The 19,845-nt window shown below is 31.8% G+C and carries 19 protein-coding genes; 5 read left to right on the top strand and 14 right to left on the bottom strand.

The window, feature by feature from the left end; all coding sequences use genetic code 11:
- Positions 1-32: 32 nt before the first annotated feature.
- The 3 genes from LQ694_RS14470 to LQ694_RS14460 form a co-directional block, all read right to left on the bottom strand.
- Entirely contained in the window at positions 33-539 is a 507-nt protein-coding gene (locus tag LQ694_RS14470; RefSeq protein WP_025905656.1) for a YjcG family protein, read from the bottom strand.
- A gap of 35 nt (positions 540-574) precedes the next feature.
- A complete protein-coding gene (locus tag LQ694_RS14465; RefSeq protein WP_058611842.1) occupies positions 575-1,324 on the bottom strand; it encodes an alpha/beta hydrolase-fold protein in 750 nt (249 codons plus the stop codon).
- Between the two features lie 79 nt (positions 1,325-1,403).
- Positions 1,404-2,969 carry an alanine/glycine:cation symporter family protein gene (locus LQ694_RS14460; protein WP_096791443.1) on the bottom strand — a complete coding sequence of 522 codons (1,566 nt, stop codon included), beginning with the start codon at positions 2,967-2,969 and terminating at the stop codon, positions 1,404-1,406.
- 367 nt (positions 2,970-3,336) lie between these two features.
- Here LQ694_RS14460 and LQ694_RS14455 point away from each other — a divergent pair, with 367 nt between their 5' ends.
- Positions 3,337-4,449 (top strand): AI-2E family transporter, encoded by a 1,113-nt coding sequence (locus LQ694_RS14455; RefSeq protein WP_058611843.1) that lies wholly within the window; start codon positions 3,337-3,339, stop codon positions 4,447-4,449.
- 319 nt (positions 4,450-4,768) lie between these two features.
- On the opposite strand, the gene fabI is transcribed toward LQ694_RS14455, so the two are convergent.
- From fabI to LQ694_RS14420, 7 genes are all read right to left on the bottom strand, one after another.
- Positions 4,769-5,542 (bottom strand): enoyl-ACP reductase FabI, encoded by a 774-nt coding sequence (fabI, locus tag LQ694_RS14450; protein ID WP_048542017.1) that lies wholly within the window; start codon positions 5,540-5,542, stop codon positions 4,769-4,771.
- A 152-nt stretch (positions 5,543-5,694) separates the two neighbouring features.
- Positions 5,695-7,536, bottom strand: coding sequence for a cation:proton antiporter family protein (locus tag LQ694_RS14445; protein WP_164961452.1), 1,842 nt, complete (start codon positions 7,534-7,536; stop codon positions 5,695-5,697).
- A 10-nt stretch (positions 7,537-7,546) separates the two neighbouring features.
- Positions 7,547-8,929, bottom strand: coding sequence for a magnesium transporter (gene mgtE / locus LQ694_RS14440; RefSeq protein WP_025905662.1), 1,383 nt, complete (start codon positions 8,927-8,929; stop codon positions 7,547-7,549).
- A gap of 31 nt (positions 8,930-8,960) precedes the next feature.
- Complete coding sequence (locus LQ694_RS14435) at positions 8,961-9,821, bottom strand: RluA family pseudouridine synthase (RefSeq protein WP_218696760.1); 861 nt, start codon at positions 9,819-9,821, stop codon at positions 8,961-8,963.
- A gap of 2 nt (positions 9,822-9,823) precedes the next feature.
- Complete coding sequence (locus LQ694_RS14430) at positions 9,824-10,627, bottom strand: NAD kinase (RefSeq protein WP_048542013.1); 804 nt, start codon at positions 10,625-10,627, stop codon at positions 9,824-9,826.
- Positions 10,628-10,638: 11 nt separating this feature from the next.
- Positions 10,639-11,274 carry a GTP diphosphokinase gene (gene yjbM, locus LQ694_RS14425; protein ID WP_048542741.1) on the bottom strand — a complete coding sequence of 212 codons (636 nt, stop codon included), beginning with the start codon at positions 11,272-11,274 and terminating at the stop codon, positions 10,639-10,641.
- A 5-nt stretch (positions 11,275-11,279) separates the two neighbouring features.
- Positions 11,280-11,636 (bottom strand): UPF0738 family protein, encoded by a 357-nt coding sequence (locus tag LQ694_RS14420; protein WP_025905666.1) that lies wholly within the window; start codon positions 11,634-11,636, stop codon positions 11,280-11,282.
- A 135-nt stretch (positions 11,637-11,771) separates the two neighbouring features.
- Here LQ694_RS14420 and LQ694_RS14415 point away from each other — a divergent pair, with 135 nt between their 5' ends.
- From LQ694_RS14415 to LQ694_RS14405, 3 genes are all read left to right on the top strand, one after another.
- Positions 11,772-12,350: a CYTH domain-containing protein gene (locus LQ694_RS14415; RefSeq protein ID WP_065381046.1), complete on the top strand. Its 579-nt coding sequence runs from the start codon at positions 11,772-11,774 to the stop codon at positions 12,348-12,350.
- 95 nt (positions 12,351-12,445) lie between these two features.
- A complete protein-coding gene (locus LQ694_RS14410; RefSeq protein WP_049319860.1) occupies positions 12,446-12,805 on the top strand; it encodes a globin domain-containing protein in 360 nt (119 codons plus the stop codon).
- Between the two features lie 20 nt (positions 12,806-12,825).
- A complete protein-coding gene (locus LQ694_RS14405; RefSeq protein ID WP_049319859.1) occupies positions 12,826-13,620 on the top strand; it encodes a DsbA family protein in 795 nt (264 codons plus the stop codon).
- A gap of 501 nt (positions 13,621-14,121) precedes the next feature.
- Here LQ694_RS14405 and pepF read toward each other — a convergent pair.
- The 4 genes from pepF to spxA form a co-directional block, all read right to left on the bottom strand.
- Positions 14,122-15,927, bottom strand: a complete 1,806-nt coding sequence (gene pepF, locus LQ694_RS14400) for an oligoendopeptidase F (RefSeq protein WP_207594885.1) — start codon at positions 15,925-15,927, stop codon at positions 14,122-14,124.
- Positions 15,928-15,968: 41 nt separating this feature from the next.
- Complete coding sequence (locus LQ694_RS14395; protein ID WP_196968638.1) at positions 15,969-16,958, bottom strand: competence protein CoiA; 990 nt, start codon at positions 16,956-16,958, stop codon at positions 15,969-15,971.
- A gap of 52 nt (positions 16,959-17,010) precedes the next feature.
- Positions 17,011-17,700, bottom strand: a complete 690-nt coding sequence (gene mecA / locus LQ694_RS14390; protein WP_070368984.1) for an adaptor protein MecA — start codon at positions 17,698-17,700, stop codon at positions 17,011-17,013.
- 151 nt (positions 17,701-17,851) lie between these two features.
- On the bottom strand, positions 17,852-18,247 hold the full coding sequence (gene spxA, locus LQ694_RS14385; RefSeq protein ID WP_025905673.1) for a transcriptional regulator SpxA: 396 nt from the start codon (positions 18,245-18,247) through the stop codon (positions 17,852-17,854).
- A 334-nt stretch (positions 18,248-18,581) separates the two neighbouring features.
- Between spxA and trpS the strand changes: the two genes are divergently transcribed.
- Positions 18,582-19,577 (top strand): tryptophan--tRNA ligase, encoded by a 996-nt coding sequence (gene trpS, locus LQ694_RS14380; protein ID WP_065381042.1) that lies wholly within the window; start codon positions 18,582-18,584, stop codon positions 19,575-19,577.
- Positions 19,578-19,845 lie beyond the last annotated feature (268 nt).

The following is a 19,845-nucleotide window of genomic DNA, read 5'->3' as shown; positions in this document are numbered from 1 at the left end:
TGCTTCTTTATTTATATGAGATAAATTGCAATTTATCCTAAAGTATATGAAGCTTCTTCAGACCAAGTTTCGTCTTCATTTTGCTTCATAAGTTTAATTGTATCAATTGTTTCTGAATGATCTATACCAGCCATTCTTACTTGACCATAAATATCTTCAAATTCTTGGCTTGAAAGGCCTTGTGCAATTGTAAAGTGTGGTACGAATGGATGTGTACTCTCACCATAGAATGCTTCATTATTAAATTTACTAAATAAAGATTCTAATTCATCTGTTTTAGTCACTTTAAAATAAATAACATTTTTAGTAGGTGCAAAGCTAGATGCTTTAGACACTTGGATATTTAATGGTTCAAATTCTTTAGCTGTTGCCTCTAATTGTGATTTCACTTCATTTAGTTTACTATCTTCAATTTCAAATTTCTCTTTAATTGTAATATGTGGTGCAATTAATGCATAGTGTTTGTCATATCTTTTACGATAAGCATTCACTTTTTCTTGGAATGGTTTAGACGGAATAAGTACGATGCCTAATTTCATAATGATACTTCCTCCTTTGTTTTTCTACATTATTATTATATCAAATTTTTTTGATTTTGATGACTTAAAAAGTAACTTAACATATTTGGTAATTCAGGCTTCCATGTTTTCCATGTATGTCCACCATCTAATTCAGTATATTCATATGTTAAATCTTCCTGTTTAACTCGTTCACTGAACGCTCGATTCGGTGTTAAAAAGTCTGCTATATCTCCACTTATAAGTTTGAAAGAATCTTCTTCTTTACCTATATAATGTTTGATTGTTAATAGATGTTTAGATGAACAATTGTTAAATACTTCTATAACTGTATCATTGATCATTGGACTGAACAGCCCTGCTTGACTAAAATGGTGCGGATATTCTAAACATGTCATTAAAGCGATACTTGCTGCTAGACTATCGCCTAGTAACATTCTTGCATTACCTACTTTCAAAGTTGAGAATGTTTTATCAATATAAGGACATAGCTCTTTCACCACAAATTGTGACGTTTCTTTTCGGAATTCTCCATCGGGATGAAATTCTGTTCTTCTCTTATCTACATCTTCATAGTGAACACCGACAATGATTGCCCTTTCTATCTCATCATTTGTTCTTAATTTCTCGTATGCGCGATGAATTTGACCAAATTGGAAAAAGTCCCTACCGTCAAATGTAATAATCACATGATGTTTATATAGATCTGTATAGTCTTTAGGTAAGTAAATTGAGATTGTCACTTCCCTTTTTAAAAATTTACTTTCGAGTTTAATTTGGTCAACAAGACCTATTTTTTTATCCATAAAAGAACGCTCCCAACTGTACATATAATATTATTGTACAGTAGAGAGCGTATATTTGAAAGCGTTTGATATTGTTTAATTATTTATCATCTAAGTTAAACTCTTTTAAACGTTTAGGATAATCTTCATGCCAGAATTTTGCTGTTGGCACTTCATCTGGAGCTGGTCTATAAATTGCATAATTACCAGAACCTTTTTGTTTTTTCTGAATCTCAAAGTCACGTAATGCTCTTAAGGCTGGTTTATGGAGTATCCAAATCGCAATGATATTTAACCATGCCATCATACCTACACCTAAGTCACCCATCGCCCATGCAACATCAGCTGTTTTAACACATCCATATATTGTGGCACCTATGAGCACTAACCGTACTAATATAATCCATATCTTCTGTTTATCGGACGGTATGATATAACTTACGTTGGTCTCTGCAATGTAATAGTATGCCAGTATTGTTGTAAACGCGAAGAAGAACAATGCTAAGGCAATGAAGTAAGAACCGAAACCTGAGTACGCTGGATCAAACGTGTAATTATCTCCAGAGAATGCTTTATCAATCCCTGCTTGGGCATACATCGCTGTACCTGATACGTCTTTACTACCATCTGGACCTTGTACATAAATACCATTGTCATGAATTAAATGTGGTGAACCATCTTTATTTGTTCCACCGTCTGTTGTATTAAATGTACCTGACATTAAAATCATTAATGCTGTAGCTGTACATACTAATAAAGTATCTACATAAACTGAGAATGCTTGTACAAGTCCTTGTTTCGCTGGATGTGATACTTCTGCAGCAGCAGCAGCATGTGGTCCAGTACCTTGACCTGCTTCGTTTGAATAAAGTCCACGTTTAACACCAATTTCAATCATCGCACCGAATATTCCACCAAAAGCAGCTTCAACACCAAATGCAGATTTGAAAATTAATGCAATTAAACCTGGAACTTCTTGAATATTTAATATAATAATAACAATCGCCAAACCTATGTAAACAATAGCCATAAAAGGTACAACGGCTGTCGCAACATTTGCAATTGCTTTAATACCACCAAAAATGATAAGTGCTAATAAAACAGCGAGCACAATCGCAATAATCCAAGGATTTAATCCAAATGCATTTTTCATTGAAGAAGCGATGGCATTTGATTGAACACCTGGAAGCAATAAACCTACAGATAGTACTGTAACAAGTGCAAATATAATTGCATATATTTTACCAGCTTTACCTTTTATACCTGATTCTATGTAGTATGCTGGTCCACCACGATATTGACCATTAATTTCTCTTTTATAAATTTGACCAAGTGTTGATTCGATAAATGCCGAACTCGCACCTAGAAATGCTGTAGCCCACATCCAGAATACTGCACCGGGACCACCGATAAAGATTGCTGTTGAAACACCAACAATGTTACCTGTACCAACACGACCTGCTAATGATACTGCGATAGCTTGGAAAGAAGAAATACCCGTTGGTGATTTTTCCCCTTGAAACATTAACCGAATCATTTCTTTAAAGTGCCTGACTTGGAAAAACCTCATCATAAATGAAAATAAGACACCAGTCAGTAAAAGACCATATACTAACGCTTTACTCCATACAATCTCATTCGCAAAGCTAACAATAGATTCCATAATTAATCTCCCCTTTGTTGTAAGCCTTAAGATAACCTCATGTTCAGAAAATTTCGAAATTACCTTGTTATGATTATACCATGTATAAATACACAATCAATATTTTTTTGAAATGCTCTTAACATAAATTGTAAGCGCTTACTATATTGTTAAAAAAGCTTTTTAGAAATAGTAAGTATAAATGCATACAAATTCATATATTCACAAATACGTTATAATTATTCTAATCCGTACAACTTAAAATAATATATAAAAATATAAACTTTTAAACATTACACGAATTCTAGAAACTATTTTATTTATCATTGTTAATTCTGTAATTTCGCTTATAATATAAAAGTATGAGAAAGTTTGATAAGGAGGACTTCTATTGTTAAATAAAGCATGGTTTCGTACAGGGATAGCTATTCTCCTTACGTTTCTAATTATAAAAATATTTATGGAAATAAATGAAATATTTTATCCAATCATCATTATCGTAAAATCCATATTACTACCATTATTATTAGGTGGATTCTTATTTTATATTTGTTTACCTTTTCAAAAAATGTTAGAGAAAAGAAAAGTACCCAGATGGGGAAGTATTTCAATCATCATCGTTGCATTAATACTGATTGTTGTATTATTTATCTCTATCATTGCACCAGTTCTAACAAATCAAATTAATAATTTAATCAAGAATATTCCCTATATACAACGTGAAATTCAGCATGTTGTAGATTATGCATTACAACAAAGAGATCGATTACCAGAAAATATATCACAAAAAATTAATGATTCAATCGAGAGTATAAGTGGTATCGTAACAGATATGCTAACAAACCTATTTAGTTATATATCATCATTTGTTTCAACAATGTTCTTATTAATCTTAGTGCCTTTCTTCTTAATATATATGTTAAAAGATCACGAAAGATTTATTCCATTTATAGCTAGACCTTTCAAAGGTCGTACAAAATGGTTTGTCGTTAATTTAAGTAAAGACATTAATCAAACATTGCAATCATATATACAAGGTCAAGTTACAGTTAGTGTTATATTAGGTATACTATTGTACTTAGGTTATACATTTGTAGGTTTGGATTATGCATTACTTTTAGCTTTATTGGCACTCATCACAAACATGATTCCATTCCTAGGACCATGGTTAGCATTTATACCAGCAGCAACAATCGCACTCATACAAGATCCTATGATGCTCGTTTGGGTAAGTATTATCACATTAATTTGTCAGCAACTTGAAGGTAACGTGATTACACCAAACATTATGGGTAAATCATTAAACATTCACCCACTTACAATCATTACTGTTATATTAGCTGCAGGTAATTTAGGCGGTTTCGTAGCTATCTTAATAGCCGTACCAACATACGCAGTACTTAAGACAATCGTTCGAAATGTATACACACATAGACAATCTATTAGTTCAAGTGCGAACCGTACAGTTGAAGACGATCCAATACATGATAACAACTTAAAATAAACAAAAAACTGAAACCAATGCGGTTTCAGTTTTTTTTGTTTGGTGTGGAAGATATGTGGTGTATGTAATTATGGCCGATCTTTGTTACAATTCGGCCAAGTTTTGTTACTATGGGGCTCCTTAGTTACAATTCGCCCGACTTTTGTTACTATGGGTGGCCTTAGTTACACTTCCGCCGACTTTTGTTACTATGGGCATCCTTAATTACACTTCCCCAGACTTTTGTTACTATGGCCGCCCTTATTTACACTTCGATCAAGTTTTGTTACTATATAAACAAAAAAACCAACAAAATCTTAGATTTTGTTGGTCCTCTTAATTATCTTACTACATGGTAACCTGAGTCTACATGAATATTCTCACCTGTTACACCGCTTGAGTAGTCACTTAATAGATAAGCTGCTGTTTTACCTACTTCTATAATATCTACATTACGTTTTAATGGTGAACGTTCTTCAATTTCTTTAAGGATCGCATTGAATCCACCTACACCTTTTGCACTTAATGTACGGATTGGACCTGCAGAGATAGCATTTACTCGAATGTTATCTTCTCCTAAGTCACGTGCTAAATATTTAACGTTTGCTTCTAAACTTGCTTTAGCTACACCCATCACATTGTAGTTAGGTACTGCATATTCTCCGCCTAAATAAGTAGTTGCAACGATGCTGCCACCTTCTGGCATTAATTTTTTAGCTTCTCTTGCAACGATTGTTAATGAATAAGAACTAATATCTTGTGCTAATAAGAAACCTTCACGAGATGTATCAGTAAATCTTCCTCTTAAATCTTCCATATTAGCAAAAGCGATTGAATGGTAAACACCATCGATATGACCAAATTTTTCTCCAATTTGTTCAAAAGCATTTACAACGTGATCGTCTTTTTGAACATCACATTCAAAAATATGTTGTCCTTTTTGATTTTTTAATTCTTCAAATAATTTAACAAGTTGATCTTTACTACGTTCTTTTCTGTATGTGAATACTAAGTTAGCACCTAGTTCGTCTAACACTTTAGCTACACCAAAGCCAATACTTCTTTTGTTCGCAATACCCATGATTACATATGTTTTACCTTCTAAATTAAACATTCACTATACTCCTTTAATATGTATATTATACTAAACATTCACTCGTTATAATAACACTGGTCAGACCACCTGACAAGCATTATACTTTTATTTTATATTGAATAAAAAGTAAAAATGAGGTCTATAGTACAACCTCATTTTTACAAAGTTTATTAAATAAATTCCATATCTTGTTTTAATTGTGAAACATATTCTTTTGATCCTGTCACAATTAACTTATCTCCATATTGTAATTCAGTATCACCATGAGGTACGATTGAATCTTTGCCTCTAATAATACGAACAAAGATTACGTCACCAGCAAATGGGAATGATCTTAACAATACATTATGATAGCTATGGTTCTTCATCTCTATCTCATATAGAGAAGTTTCTACATTACTTAATAAGTTCAGCATATTTGGAGATTCAATTAATCCTTTAAGTAAGATTTTATTACTTAAGAAACTACTAAAGAATTCAATATTTTTACCTTCAAATGCATCATCTTCACTACCATTTTCTTGTTTACAAATAATTCTTTTAACGCCATGATTATGCGCCATTAAAGCAACTTGTTTGTTGATTTGATCATCATTTGCTGAACATACAATGATATCTGAATCAAATAAGCCTAATTCTAATAGTTCCTCTTCAATATAATCATCTAACTCAAATGTTTTAATACTTTCATCTAACTTTCTATTATCTGAAAGATCTTTTCTAAAGAACATTGAAGTTTGATAAATGTGAGAATGTATACTTTGAGCAACTGGGATCGATAATTGGTTTTTACCAATAAAGCTCACTTTAACAATTTTCTTTGTTTCTTCAGGCATTGGGAACATCTTCTTAAATACAATCGGTACAAATACACATGTGATAACCGCACTTAGAATAAGTATGCCAGATATTTCTGAACTGATTGTTCCAAGTTGTTCAGCGATTTTTGCTGCTGCGATTACAAGTGACAATGTTGAAGTTAATAGGAATGCCGAAGAAATTGTCGTTTTACGGTCATACCATTTACCTATAAATGCTACTGGAATCAGCTTAGAAATTAAAAAGGCAATAAACAGTAAAGGTATGATAATTAATAAACCTGGCTCTTGCACAAGTGATGGAATGTTTAAATTCACACCTACCATAATGAAGAATATTGGAATAAAGAAACCATATCCAAATGAGTCTAATTTCTCTACCATATCTTGGTCAGGTCCTAATAACGATACGATAACACCTGCTAGGAAGGCACCTAATATATTTTCAGCGCCTACTCCTTCAGCTAAACCAACGAGTAGAATAATGAGTGCAAACACTGCACGAATACCTATTTGAGTTGTACCTGAAGTTAATTTTTTTAAGAATGGTGATTTTTTAAATAAACCACCCATAATATAAAAGATAAAACTAAAGACGATTAGAATACCTATAAGCCATAACGGTGAATCACCTTTAGCATTTATTGTACCGTAAACTGTTAATAGTAACATTGTTGCTAAATCTGCTACAACTGCAACTAACAATATAAACTGTCCGATGCTTGTATGCATAATATTCATTTCTTTTATTGTTGGTACAACTACGCCCAAACTAATTGTCGAGATAATGATAACCATCAATAATACGTCGTCTATTAAACCAGTCCATTTGAATATAAAGGCTAATAAAATAGATAAAACCATAATTAAAGAAAATACGACAGCCGTTAAATACAAATTACTTGGAATATTATTTCCTTCTTGTTCATCAGAAGTCTGTTTCGTCTTAAACGCGTTAAAATCAATTTCTAAACCACTTAAGAACATTAAAAATATAAAACCTAACGTCGATAAGATAGATAACCATGCATCTTCTTTTACTAATCCAAATAAAGAGTCACCTATGATTATCCCCATTATGATTTCAGCAACGACAACAGGTAAGAAAGAAATTTTCAACCTATTTACAAGTATAGGTGTTAAAAATGCAGCAATAACAACAATAACGAGAGATGTAAAACTAGAATGCTCCATATGATTCTCCTTATATTAGATAAGACATAAATGCTGTTGCTAAACCAAAGTAGATCAACATACTGACAATGTCGTTTATTGTCGTAATGAATGGTCCACTTGCAACTGCAGGGTCAATATTCATTTTATTCATAAACATCGGTATAATTGCACCCATTAATGTACCAACAGTCATCGCAATTGTTAAACTAACTGAAACGATGAGCGCCAATACAGGTTCGCGATATAATAAGACAATTATAATAAATAAACTTATAGCACAGAAGAAACCAGTTAGTAATCCTGAACCGGATTCACGAAGTGCGAGCTTAAATTTGCTTTGTTCATTTATTTCACCTGTTGAAATATTACGTACAGATACGGCAAGAGATTGTGTACCTGAGTTACCACTCATACCACTAATGATAGGTATAAATGCTGCAAGAAGTGCAACTTGTGAAAGTGTATCTTCAAATTGTCCTAATATGGATGCTGTAATCATACCTAAAACCGTTAAGATTAATAACCAAGGTAATCTTTTCATAGCTGTTTGGAAGACTGAATCATTAGTAGAGTCGATGTCAGATACACCGGCTAATTTAGAGTAGTCTTCACTTGCTTCTTCATCCATAACGTCCAAGATATCATCGATTGTAATAATACCTAGTAAATGATCTTGATAGTCAATTACAGGTAACGCAATCAAGTCATAATCACGCATTGTTTGCGCGACGTCTTCTTGGTCATCAGCTACATTAGAACTGATAACACGTTCACTCATAATTTCTTCAATATATGCATCATTTTCAGCGACAATTAAATCTCTTAATGAGATAACGCCTGCTAGCTTTTTATTTTCATCTACAACGAAAATAACATATATTGTTTCCGCTTCAGGTGCTTGTTCTTTAACGTAGAACATCGCTTCTTTAACAGACATTGTTGAATATACTGAAATAAACTCAGTGGTCATAATACCACCGGCAGTGTCTTCTTCATAATGAAGTAATGCTTTAATTTCTCTAGCATCTTCACGATTCATGAGTGTGAGTAAAGTGGCTATTTTACTTTTAGATAATACATTCAAAATATCAACTGCGTTATCGTATGACATGTCACTTAACATTTGACTTGCATAATTAGCATTCATATTTTGAAAGATTTCTTCGTATTCTTCATCATCTAACTCAGTCGTTTCAAAGAAGTCAGCTACTTCTAACGGAGAAAGGAATTGATATATTTTTTGTTTGAGCTCATTATCACATATTTCAAAGTATTCACCTTGGTCATATGTATGCATATTTAAAAATTCTTCTCTAAATTGGTCTATTTCATCATTTGCTAATAGTTCGTCTAACTTTTCTTTATCAAAAGCTTCGTCTTCGATGTAATTTTCATTATTTTCATTAACCAACTTTGCCACCTCCTCATAAAAATACAATTTATTATATCATACCTACACCGCTTAGGTTATAGTGCATTTCATCAACAATATGCAATTGTTTCAAAGTGATTGGATGTATAAATTCTATATGTTTGCACTGCAGTAATTGATGATCATATTGAACATCTTCATATCCATATAAACTATCACCTATAATTGGATAACCAATATGTGCAAGATGTACTCTAATTTGATGTGTTCTACCTGTAAAAAGTTGTAATTTAAGCATGCTATTTTCAGAATTACCATCTAAATATTCATATTCTGTATGTGCAAACTTACCTTCTTCAGAAACTTCTCTTTCTATAATAGAATGTTTAGCACGTGCAATTGGTGCTTTAATAACACCTTTCTTCGGTGCAACAACACCATGTACAAGTGCAACATAGTATTTACTTATTGTCGTATTTGAAACCATATGATGTAATAATTGATGCTTCGCAAATATAACTATACCACTTGTACCGCGATCTAAACGTGTGACTATATGTGGAATCGTGCGTTCACCATTCATTACCATATGGCTTAATACCGCTTCAACTAAACTATGATGAGGATGTTCTCTAGAAGGCGCAGTATTCATCATGGCAGGTTTAGAAACGATGATAAACCATTCATCTTCAAATAAAATATTTAAATCAAACGTAAATGGTTCTAAATTATGACTAGGAGATTCATTTGGTAAATGAACTTCAATTTCATCACCTTCATGAATGTCTTTTCTAACGGTAGCGTGTTCTTTATTCACTAATAAAGCGCCATTCTGCTTAATGGCGCTTAAACTCTTTTTAGAAATGCCTTTATCATATAAGAATGTCTTCAAATTCATTGAAGAAGTTGCTCGATATTGTAATACTTTCATGGTTAATCCTCATTCGAAATAAATGAATCATGTACTCTTTTCCAGAATGGAAATGGTCTAAATCTCGCAAAGCGGACTTTTTCATTTGCTACTCTATATTGAATGGATTCAATATTTTTATGTTTAACATTTACATGATCAATTGTAACTTGTAATGTATCGTGATTTACTGGATGTATATGACAAACGTGATGTTTAGGCAATACAAGCGGAGAACCAACTGTTCTAAAGACGCGGTTATTAATAGAAGCTATTTCAGCAATTTGCATAGCTTCTAGTGATGGATGTATAAGTGCCCCACCTAAAGCTTTATTATAAGCCGTTGAACCTGATGGTGTTGATACACATAAACCATCACCTCTAAATCTTTCAAACTGTTCGCCTCTTAATACTAAATCTACGACAAGTGTTGCGCCATTATCTGTTTTAATTGTCGCTTCATTTAAAGCTAAATATCTCGTTTCATATCCACCTTTTTTGTAGCGAATTATAACTTCTAATAATGGATATTCTATAACTTGATAAGTTGAATTGTTAATTTCAATAATGAGTTTTTCAACTTCATGTGGCAACCAATCAGCATAGAAACCTAAATGCCCAGTATGTACACCTACGAAACTGACATCACCTAACATATGACTATATTGGTGAAATGCTTGTAATAAAGTACCATCTCCACCAACAGAAATTACGATATCGGGTGATTCTTTGTCTTCAACCATATTAAAGTCATTCATATGGTTTTTCATTTTATACATTAAAGCATTCGATTTTGAATCACCTTTTGATAATATATTATACTTCAAAGCATTCACCCCTAATCGTGTTTATGTTTATTACTTTTCTGTCTGGAATAATATTTCTGTGCTTCTTGAATTTCTTCACGTATTTCAGACATTTCTTCATCTAATAAAAATGCTGCCTCTGCTGCTCTCTCAAGTCTATTTCTTATTTCAGGAGGATAATCACCATCGTACTTATATCTTAAAGTGTGTTCAATCGTCGCCCAGAAATTCATCGCTAATGTTCTAATTTGAATTTCTGCCAAAATATTTGTTTGACCATGTAACGTTTCAATTGGATAACTGATAATTACATGATACGAACGATAACCACTTTCTTTTGTATATTCGATATAATTTCGTTCTTCTACAACTTCAAAATCTTGTCGTTGTCTTAATAGTTCTACAACGATATCTATATCATCAACAAACTGACACATCATTCTTAAACCTGCAATATCATACATTTCCTCTCTTAATCGATCAAAAGGAATATCACGTTGATTTGCTTTATCTATAATACTTGAGATAGGTTTAACACGACCTGTAACAAACTCAATTGGCGAAGGTTTATCTGAAGATTCATATTGTTTACGTAACCCCTTCAATTTAATCTTTAATTCGTCAATTGCTTGTTTATATGGTGCCAAAAATTCTTCCCATTGATTCATAACCATCACTCCGCTTTGTTTAATTCAAATGCTTCCTCTACCGAAGCTACAAATGCTTTACCATAGTTGTGATTATCTGCGATGTTATCTAATAAAAATTCCATTTCTTCTTTAAATGAAGTTAATACTAAATGATCGTTGACGATGACCTCTTTGTCGAAGTGTTCATGAATCATTGACCATGTTTCCTCTACAAATAATAAATAATGGTATTGTTCACCGCTATCAAGCATATATACAAATGCATGATTATCGCTATCTACAATCATATGCTCTGCTGGTTCTAATCCCTCAGTTGGTTGGTCTGTATAACATTTGATTTGATTGTCATTTATTTTAATTTCATTTACATAAATACGCATTGTTGTTCCTCCTTATTCCAATCTATTTTAACACATTTTAATTTAAACATTCATATCATCAAGTCAATTTTGTATATTTACTTGTTTATCCGTAAATCTTCTATAATAATAGTGTAAAAGGAAGTGTATATCAAAATGGGACAAGAACTCGAAATTGAATTCAAGAATATGCTCACGCTTGAAGATTATGAATTAATCAAACAATATTATTTTAAACAAAGTGAGCCTTTTAAACAAACAAATTACTATATAGATACAAATAATCATGATATTATGTCACAAAAAATGGCACTACGAATACGTGAAAAGAATCATAATTATGAAATGACTTTAAAAGTCCCACAAGAAGTTGGTCTTCTAGAATATAACGAAATAGTTGAGGATATTCCTAAAGAAGGTGAACGTTTAAACAAACAATATCTTCCAGAAAACATTACTGAAATATTAAATAAGTTTAATATTCCACTAAATGACCTGAGACAACTTGGTGATTTAACGACTTATAGGTTAGAAAAAGATATTGGCACAGGACTTTTAGTATTGGATCATAGTATTTATTTAGGTATTGAAGATTATGAATTAGAATTCGAAGTTAAGGACTATGATAAAGGCGAAATAGCTTTTAATAAAATTTTGAATGACTTGAATATAGAAAGAAATATTCCAAATAATAAAGTGGTACGCTTTTTCAATGCAGATCGCAAAAGAACATGAATTTACTTTCGTTACAAGTCGAAATACTTTTAAAAATTTAAGAACATGTTATATTAATATTATCGATAATGAAATAAGCAAGAAAAGGTGAAATTATGACCCCATATGAAGTAATCGACCCCCAAGATTTGTACGACATGATTGATCACTTTTATTATCTCGTAGAACGCGATAATCGTATTAATCATCTTTTCCCTGGTGACTTTGCAGAAACGAGTCGTAAACAGAAACAGTTTTTAACGCAGTTTTTGGGTGGTCCAGCATTATATACAGAAGAACACGGTCATCCGATGTTACGACAACGTCATTTACCTTTCAGAATTACGAATAAAGAAAGAGATGCTTGGCTTGAGAATATGCTTGAAGCCCTTACCCAATCTCGATTAAATAAAGATATACAAGAATATTTATATGAAAGACTCAAGCTAACTGCAAACCACATGGTTAACGCTTAATATAGTTGAAGGTGGATAATATGGCCGAAGAATTAAGACTAATCCATGCTAATGAACAAAATAATATAGATTTAACACCTGTAAGCAAAATTGAAATTTATTCATTTTTTGATCCATTTTGCGAAGATTGTTTTAATCTATCAGCTACATTAGCAAAGTTAAAAATTGAATATCAAAAATATGTTAAAATTCGTCAGATTTTGAATCCCTCTCTAAAAGTTTTGACTAAATGTCAGGCTCAAAGCACATGTGAATTTGATAATGTAGCTTTAGCATTTAAAGCAGCAGAATTACAAGGACATAATAGAGCGAGCAGATTTCTAAACTTAATTCAGAATGAAATTATACCTCATGAAAAAATCATTACAACTGAGCTGATTAGAAAGTGTGCGTACAAATCTGGAATTGATTTATCTGTATTTATTAAAGACTTGAAAGAGCAGTCATTGACTGATAGTTTACAAACAGATTTGCATATTGCGCGTGAGATGGATATCAATATGACACCATCACTTGTGTTCTTTAATGAAGATGTACATTCTGAAGGACTTAAAGTAGAAGGTTTATACCCATATCATATTTATACGTATATCATTCAAGAACTTATTGGAACAGAAGTTGAGAAGCAACTTCCTCCAAAATTACTCGACTATATACAATCGCAATCAATTATTTCTGCACAAGAAATTGCGACAATATATGAATGGCCAGAGAAAATTGTCAAACGCGAATTAAAAAAATTACAACTCCAAAATTATATAGAACAACAAGATTCTGTACACGGAGATTTTTGGAAATTTAAGAAAAGTAAATAATGATAAGTATTAGGATCTGTATCCTTACTTAAATTAAATAACATCTCATTTCACTGGTTCATCCAGTTAAAAATGAGATGTTATTTTTATGTTTTAGAATAAAGTCGTAAAATAAAAAAACAGCAGTCATCCATCATTAAAGATGAATAACTGCTGTTTTTTTGGACTTTTATGCCCTACTCAATTTTTAGCATGAAAATTAAGTTTCATACTTTATGGTTAAATATACTTCCTTATAACTTATACTCACCATTTAATAGATAACTTTTGGGATGTTAACTATGAATGAACAAATAAATAAATAAAAAACACCGTGTCTGATTACACGGTGCTTAAACAAAGGGGATGGGAGAAATTTTTCACTTCAAACAAAGGGGTATGTTTGTTATGTGATTAATTTCATGTATGTAATATAACATGCTCTGTACACTAAATTCAACAAAAAACATCGGTTTTTTTAATTTGTCACACAGTTGTCATATTGGAAACGTCTACATACATTTATTTCTCTTTTACAAGCTTTTCAAAGGCATTTAGTTTCTGTTCAAAGACTTCCATTGCCTCTTCTATTGGTTGTTTAGATGTCATATCGACACCAGCTTTTTTCAATACTTCTATCGGATAATCTGAGCTACCTGCTTTTAAGAATTCATTAATATATCTCTCAACTGCTGGTTCGCCTTCTTCTAATATTTGTTTACTTAATGCTTGTGCTGCACTATAACCTGTAGCATATTGATAAACATAGAAATTATAATAGAAATGAGGAATACGTGACCATTCTTTGGCAATATTCTCATCTGTCACAACAGCATCGCCGAAATATTTTTTATTAAGTTCTGCATACTCAGAGTTTAAACGATCTGCAGTTAATGGTTCACCATCTTCTACAATTTTATGAATAAGATATTCAAACTCAGCGAACATTGTTTGTCTAAATAATGTTGCTCTAAATCTTTCTAACTCTTGGTTTAGTAAATATTTACGCTTTTCAGGATCATCTAAGTTCTTATCCATATATTCACTTAACAACGCTTCGTTAGTTGTTGAAGCAACTTCTGCCACAAAGATTGAATAATCACTTTCATTTGATTGTTGATGTTTTCTACTGAAATAACTGTGTGCAGAATGTCCAAATTCATGAATTAACGTAAATAAATCAGAAATAGAATCTGTCCAGTTAAGTAAAATAAATGGATTTGTTAAGTGAGCGCCTGAAGAATAGCCACCAGAGCGTTTACCTTTATTCTCATAAACATCTACCCATCTATTATTTAAACCTTCTTCAACTACATCTATGTACGTTTGACCCATAGGTTGTAACGCTTTAACCATCCAGTCTTTAGCTTCTTCATATGGCATCTCAAATGAAGAGTTTTTAACTAGTGGTGTATACATATCATACATATGCATTTCATCTAAACCAAGTAACTCTTTTCTTAAAGCAGTATAACGATGTAACAATGGTAAATGCTTATGTACAGTCGCAATTAAGTTATCGTATACTTCTTCTGGAATAAAGTTATTTGATAGCGCTTGTTCACGAGCTGAGTTATACTTGCGAACTTTTGAACTAAATATAGCAGTCTTAACTTTCCCACTTAACGTTGCAGTTAATGTATTGTTATGACTTCCATATGCTTCATAAACATTATCATAAGCAGATTTTCTTAAAACGCGATCTTCAGATTCTAACAATTTAGTATATGTACCTTGTGTCAGTTCATGTTCATTACCATCTTTATCGACAGCTGGTTTAAATGTTAAGTCAGCATTATTAAACATACCAAATACATTACTAGGTGTTTGTAATGCTTCCCCTGCTTCAGCTAAAATCTTTTCTTCTTTATCGCTTAAAATGTGAGGTCTTTTCTTATTAAGTTTCTCAATATCAAATTCATATCTTTTTAAATCGTCGTTTGATTCAACAAATTCATTTAATGTTGCTTCATCAATAGACATTAATTCAGGCAAAATGAAGCTCCATGCACTCGCAAATTTATTAGCAAGTGTTGCTGCCTTCGCCTCATATCCAGCGTATTTATCATTTGCTGTGTCTTGATCATGTTTCAAATGAGCATAAACGTAAACTTTACCTAGTTTCTCATCTATTTCACTATCAAGTAATAACGCTTTATACAATGTTTCTGCACTATCTTTCAAGTGACCTTTGAATTGTTCTTCTTTACCTAAATAGCCTTCTAACTCTTTAAAAGCTTCTTCATATGCTTCGTCAGAAGAAAAGATAGTTGTTAAGTCCCATGTATATTGTTCCTGTTGTTCTTCCCTTGTAATTAACTTCGCCATCTTAATAGCCTCCTTAATATTTCATATTTATAATTTTCTCATTAATTAGTCCATTTTGCACGTGAAATAGCCTTTCGTTTTACAATTGAAATATATGAGTAAAAGGCGCTCAATAGGATTTCTTTCTTAGAATAATGACAATCATAAAATGATCTAAATTCTATGAACTGATAAAATTTTTCAAAAGTAAATGTCTTATTTTTCATTTCTAAAAATAAGTATGATTGCCATGTAATACAATGTGTTAAAAAATATATTTGTTCAGGTACAATAATACCAATAATCGGGCGTCTCTTCCTATGTATTAAGCGAGCATTATATAATAACGATAGCGTCGGTTCTAATACATTCTTCTGTTTCCTACATTTAGTTAAATATTCTTGATAAGCCATATCCGTTAATACTAAATTTGGTATTTGCTTTAACGGGTAATCTTCTAATAAATGCTCCCATTGAATTTCCCGTCTATAACCGATAAATCTATGTTTATCAATTGCTTGTAAACATTCATATCTTATTAATAAACGCTCTTCAGGATTATAAGTTATAAGTGTTCTTTCTTTATGATTAATGAGTGCTGCTTCAAAATAACTGAGGGTTAATATACCATTCAGATATTTAATATTTTTACCAATCCAAATCACTTTTATATTCATTAATCGAAATCCTTCACTCCTATCCATTAATAAATCAAAGCTAATAGGTGAATATTGAAATTCGACAACAATATTTTTATTAATCATAATGTCGGGAATTTGTTCAATTTCAGATATATAATATTCCATATCTATGTTAACTTTCCCATTTAAGCATGCATAAATATGATGTTTAGATGATATGTGATCAAGAGATTCTTTCTTATAACTATTTCTTAAACAATAACTATCTACTTTATGAGCAAAGTGCGCTACAGTATGTTTCCCTTTCTTGATAACTAGTTCAGATAAACAATCCGGGCACCTATAAATTTCATTTACCATAGCGTGTTGTGCATATATTAACTGATTATGTTGATTTAGTCCCATTAACATAAAAAACACCTCTTTACTATATAAAACGTAAAGAGGTGCTAAAATTACTTATTTAATTTTTAGGTTCAAAATATCTTCTCACTTGACCCGTAACATTATAACTCATGACAACTTTCGCATAATCATCTAGATATAATTTAGACACTTGAGTTGGATTTGCATATTCAAGTAATTGTCCGTAGAAGTCATTAATAATGTCTTCACTATCTATTTGATCAAATTGTACATAATAATAATATTTGTTATCTAACATGTATAATAAGTCTGTAAATACAATATCTTTATGTTCATTATAATGTGCATATTCAATAATATCTTCTAACTCTTCGAATCTTACAAGTAAGCCTATGTCTTTAGGGACAAAATGTTTTTCAGCTTCTTTTTCATCATTCAAGAGATCTCCGATATTCTGATCAGAATCGAGTGCTTGAGATAAGAAATCATTGACTTGATACTCTAATTGATCATTAGATTCCTCGTCAGTCATATTTAACAGTTCGTCACCTTTAGATTTAGAAACGGTTACTTCAACACCCTTTTCAAATGCATGCACTTGGATCCACAAAGGTCCTTCAACGACAAATTCTTCCTCATCATTGATTTCATCCATCATAGACCAGAAAAATTCTTCGCCACGTTTACGATTTGTCCATAAATCTTCACGTTTGAAACCTCTTGCTTCGATATCTTGATAAGTTATAAATAATTTTACCGTTGTTTCATCAATTCGTTCTATTCTCATAATGTCACACTCCCTTACTCTAGGAATAGTACATTCATTGTATTATAAACAAGTACATTTTAACAGTAATTTGTTCGAACTATTCACAATTAATTTATTGTACAAAAATAGCCCCTGTAAACAGGAGCTATAATGTTAATATTAGACTGAATTAGTCAACCATACGTTGTGCTTCCATTAATTGGAATGTACGCACTTTTCTTGGTAAGAAACGACGAATTTCATCTTCGTTATAACCAACTTGTAAACGTTTATCATCTAAAATAATAGGTCGACGTAATAAACCTGGGTTGTCTTGTATAATTGTATATAATTCTTGTAGAGGTAATGCATCGATATCTACATTTAATTTTTGATATGTTTTAGAACGAGTTGAAATAATTTCGTCTGTTCCATCTTCTGTCATCTTTAAGATTGATTTAATTTCATCTAATGTTAAGTGTTCTGAAAAAATATTACGCTCCGTATACGGAATGTCATGTTCTTGTAACCATGCTTTCGCTTTACGGCAAGATGTGCAACTTGGTGAAGTAAATAATGTTACCATACATCTCACTCTCCTAATTGAATATTATTTATGTTAAACGTCAGTGAACTTATAAGATAAAATACACTTAATTATATATACCCTATATATTACTAGGTTAAACATATATTGCTCACTTGGTTTAATCTTTATCTAATTGCTATAAATATATTATATAACTCAAAGATTAAAATTAAATGAGAAACTGCTAATAATTCATTAAAAAGCACATAAATTATAGATGAATATGTTTATGACGACATATTTATCTAATTACTAGAATAACACAACTTACAAATGAATAAAATACTGTTATAATGATATAAAGAAATTTTGTAGAAAAGAGGCAAGTTTAATGGAAACTTTATTTTCAGGTATCCAACCAAGTGGTATCCCTACTTTAGGCAACTACATTGGCGCATTAAAACAATTTAATGAGATTCAACACGACTATGACTGCTTTTTTTGCATCGTAGATCAGCATGCAATTACAGTACCTCAAGATAGACTTAAATTAAGAGAAAACACTCGTAAATTAGCTGCGATTTACTTAGCATCTGGACTAGACCCAGAAAAAGTAACGCTATTCATCCAATCAGAAGTACCAGCACACATTCAAGCAGGTTGGATTTTAACAACAATCAGTTCAATTGGTGAACTTGAAAGAATGACGCAATATAAAGATAAAGCACAAAAACAATCTCAAGGTATTCCAGCAGGTCTATTAACTTATCCACCATTAATGGCAGCAGATATTGTACTATATAATACGAATATCGTGCCTGTCGGTGATGACCAAAAACAACATATTGAATTAACACGTAATGTTGTTGATCGGTTTAATACGAAATATAATGATGTTTTAATTAAGCCAGAAATTCACATGCCTAAGTTTGGTGCTAGAATTATGAGCTTACAGGACCCAACTAAGAAAATGAGTAAAAGTGACGACAATCAAAAAAACTTCATCTCATTATTAGATGAGCCAAACGTTGCAGCTAAGAAAATTAAAAGTGCTGTTACAGATTCTGATGGCATCGTTAAATATGATAAAGAAAACAAACCAGGTATCAGTAATTTACTCGTGATATACTCTAGCCTATCAGGTCAATCAATTGAAGAATTAGAAGCACAATATGCTGATAAAGGATATGGCGATTTCAAAGGAGACTTAGCTGAAGAAGTTAAGAAATTCCTTGTAGATTTCCAAGAAAAATTCAATTATTATTATGAAAACAAAGAAGTATTAGATGAAATACTTGATAAAGGTAGAGATAAAGCAAGTTTCGTAGCCAATAAAACATTGAAAAAGATGGAAAACGCTATAGGATTAGGTAGAAAAAGAAAATAATTAAAAAAAGAGATGGTCGTGACCATCTCTTTTTTTTATGCTAGATTATATTTGATTATTATAGCGCACGATATCTCTCAGTCTTCGTGCGTTCCACCCCTATTTTGTACTCTAGCGCACGATATCTCTCAGTCTTCGTGCGTAATGCCCCTATTTTGTACTCTAGCGCACGATATTTCTTATTCTTCGTGCGTTATGCCCCTATTTTGTACTCTAGCGCACGATATCTCTTATTCTTCGTGCGTTATGCCCCTATTTTGTACTCTAG

It is taken from the genome of Mammaliicoccus sp. P-M58 (assembly GCF_022386165.1).
Classification (GTDB): domain Bacteria; phylum Bacillota; class Bacilli; order Staphylococcales; family Staphylococcaceae; genus Mammaliicoccus; species Mammaliicoccus sciuri.
The sequence above is the reverse complement of the archived record's forward strand: the minus strand, read 5'-3'. Positions and strand labels throughout refer to the sequence as shown.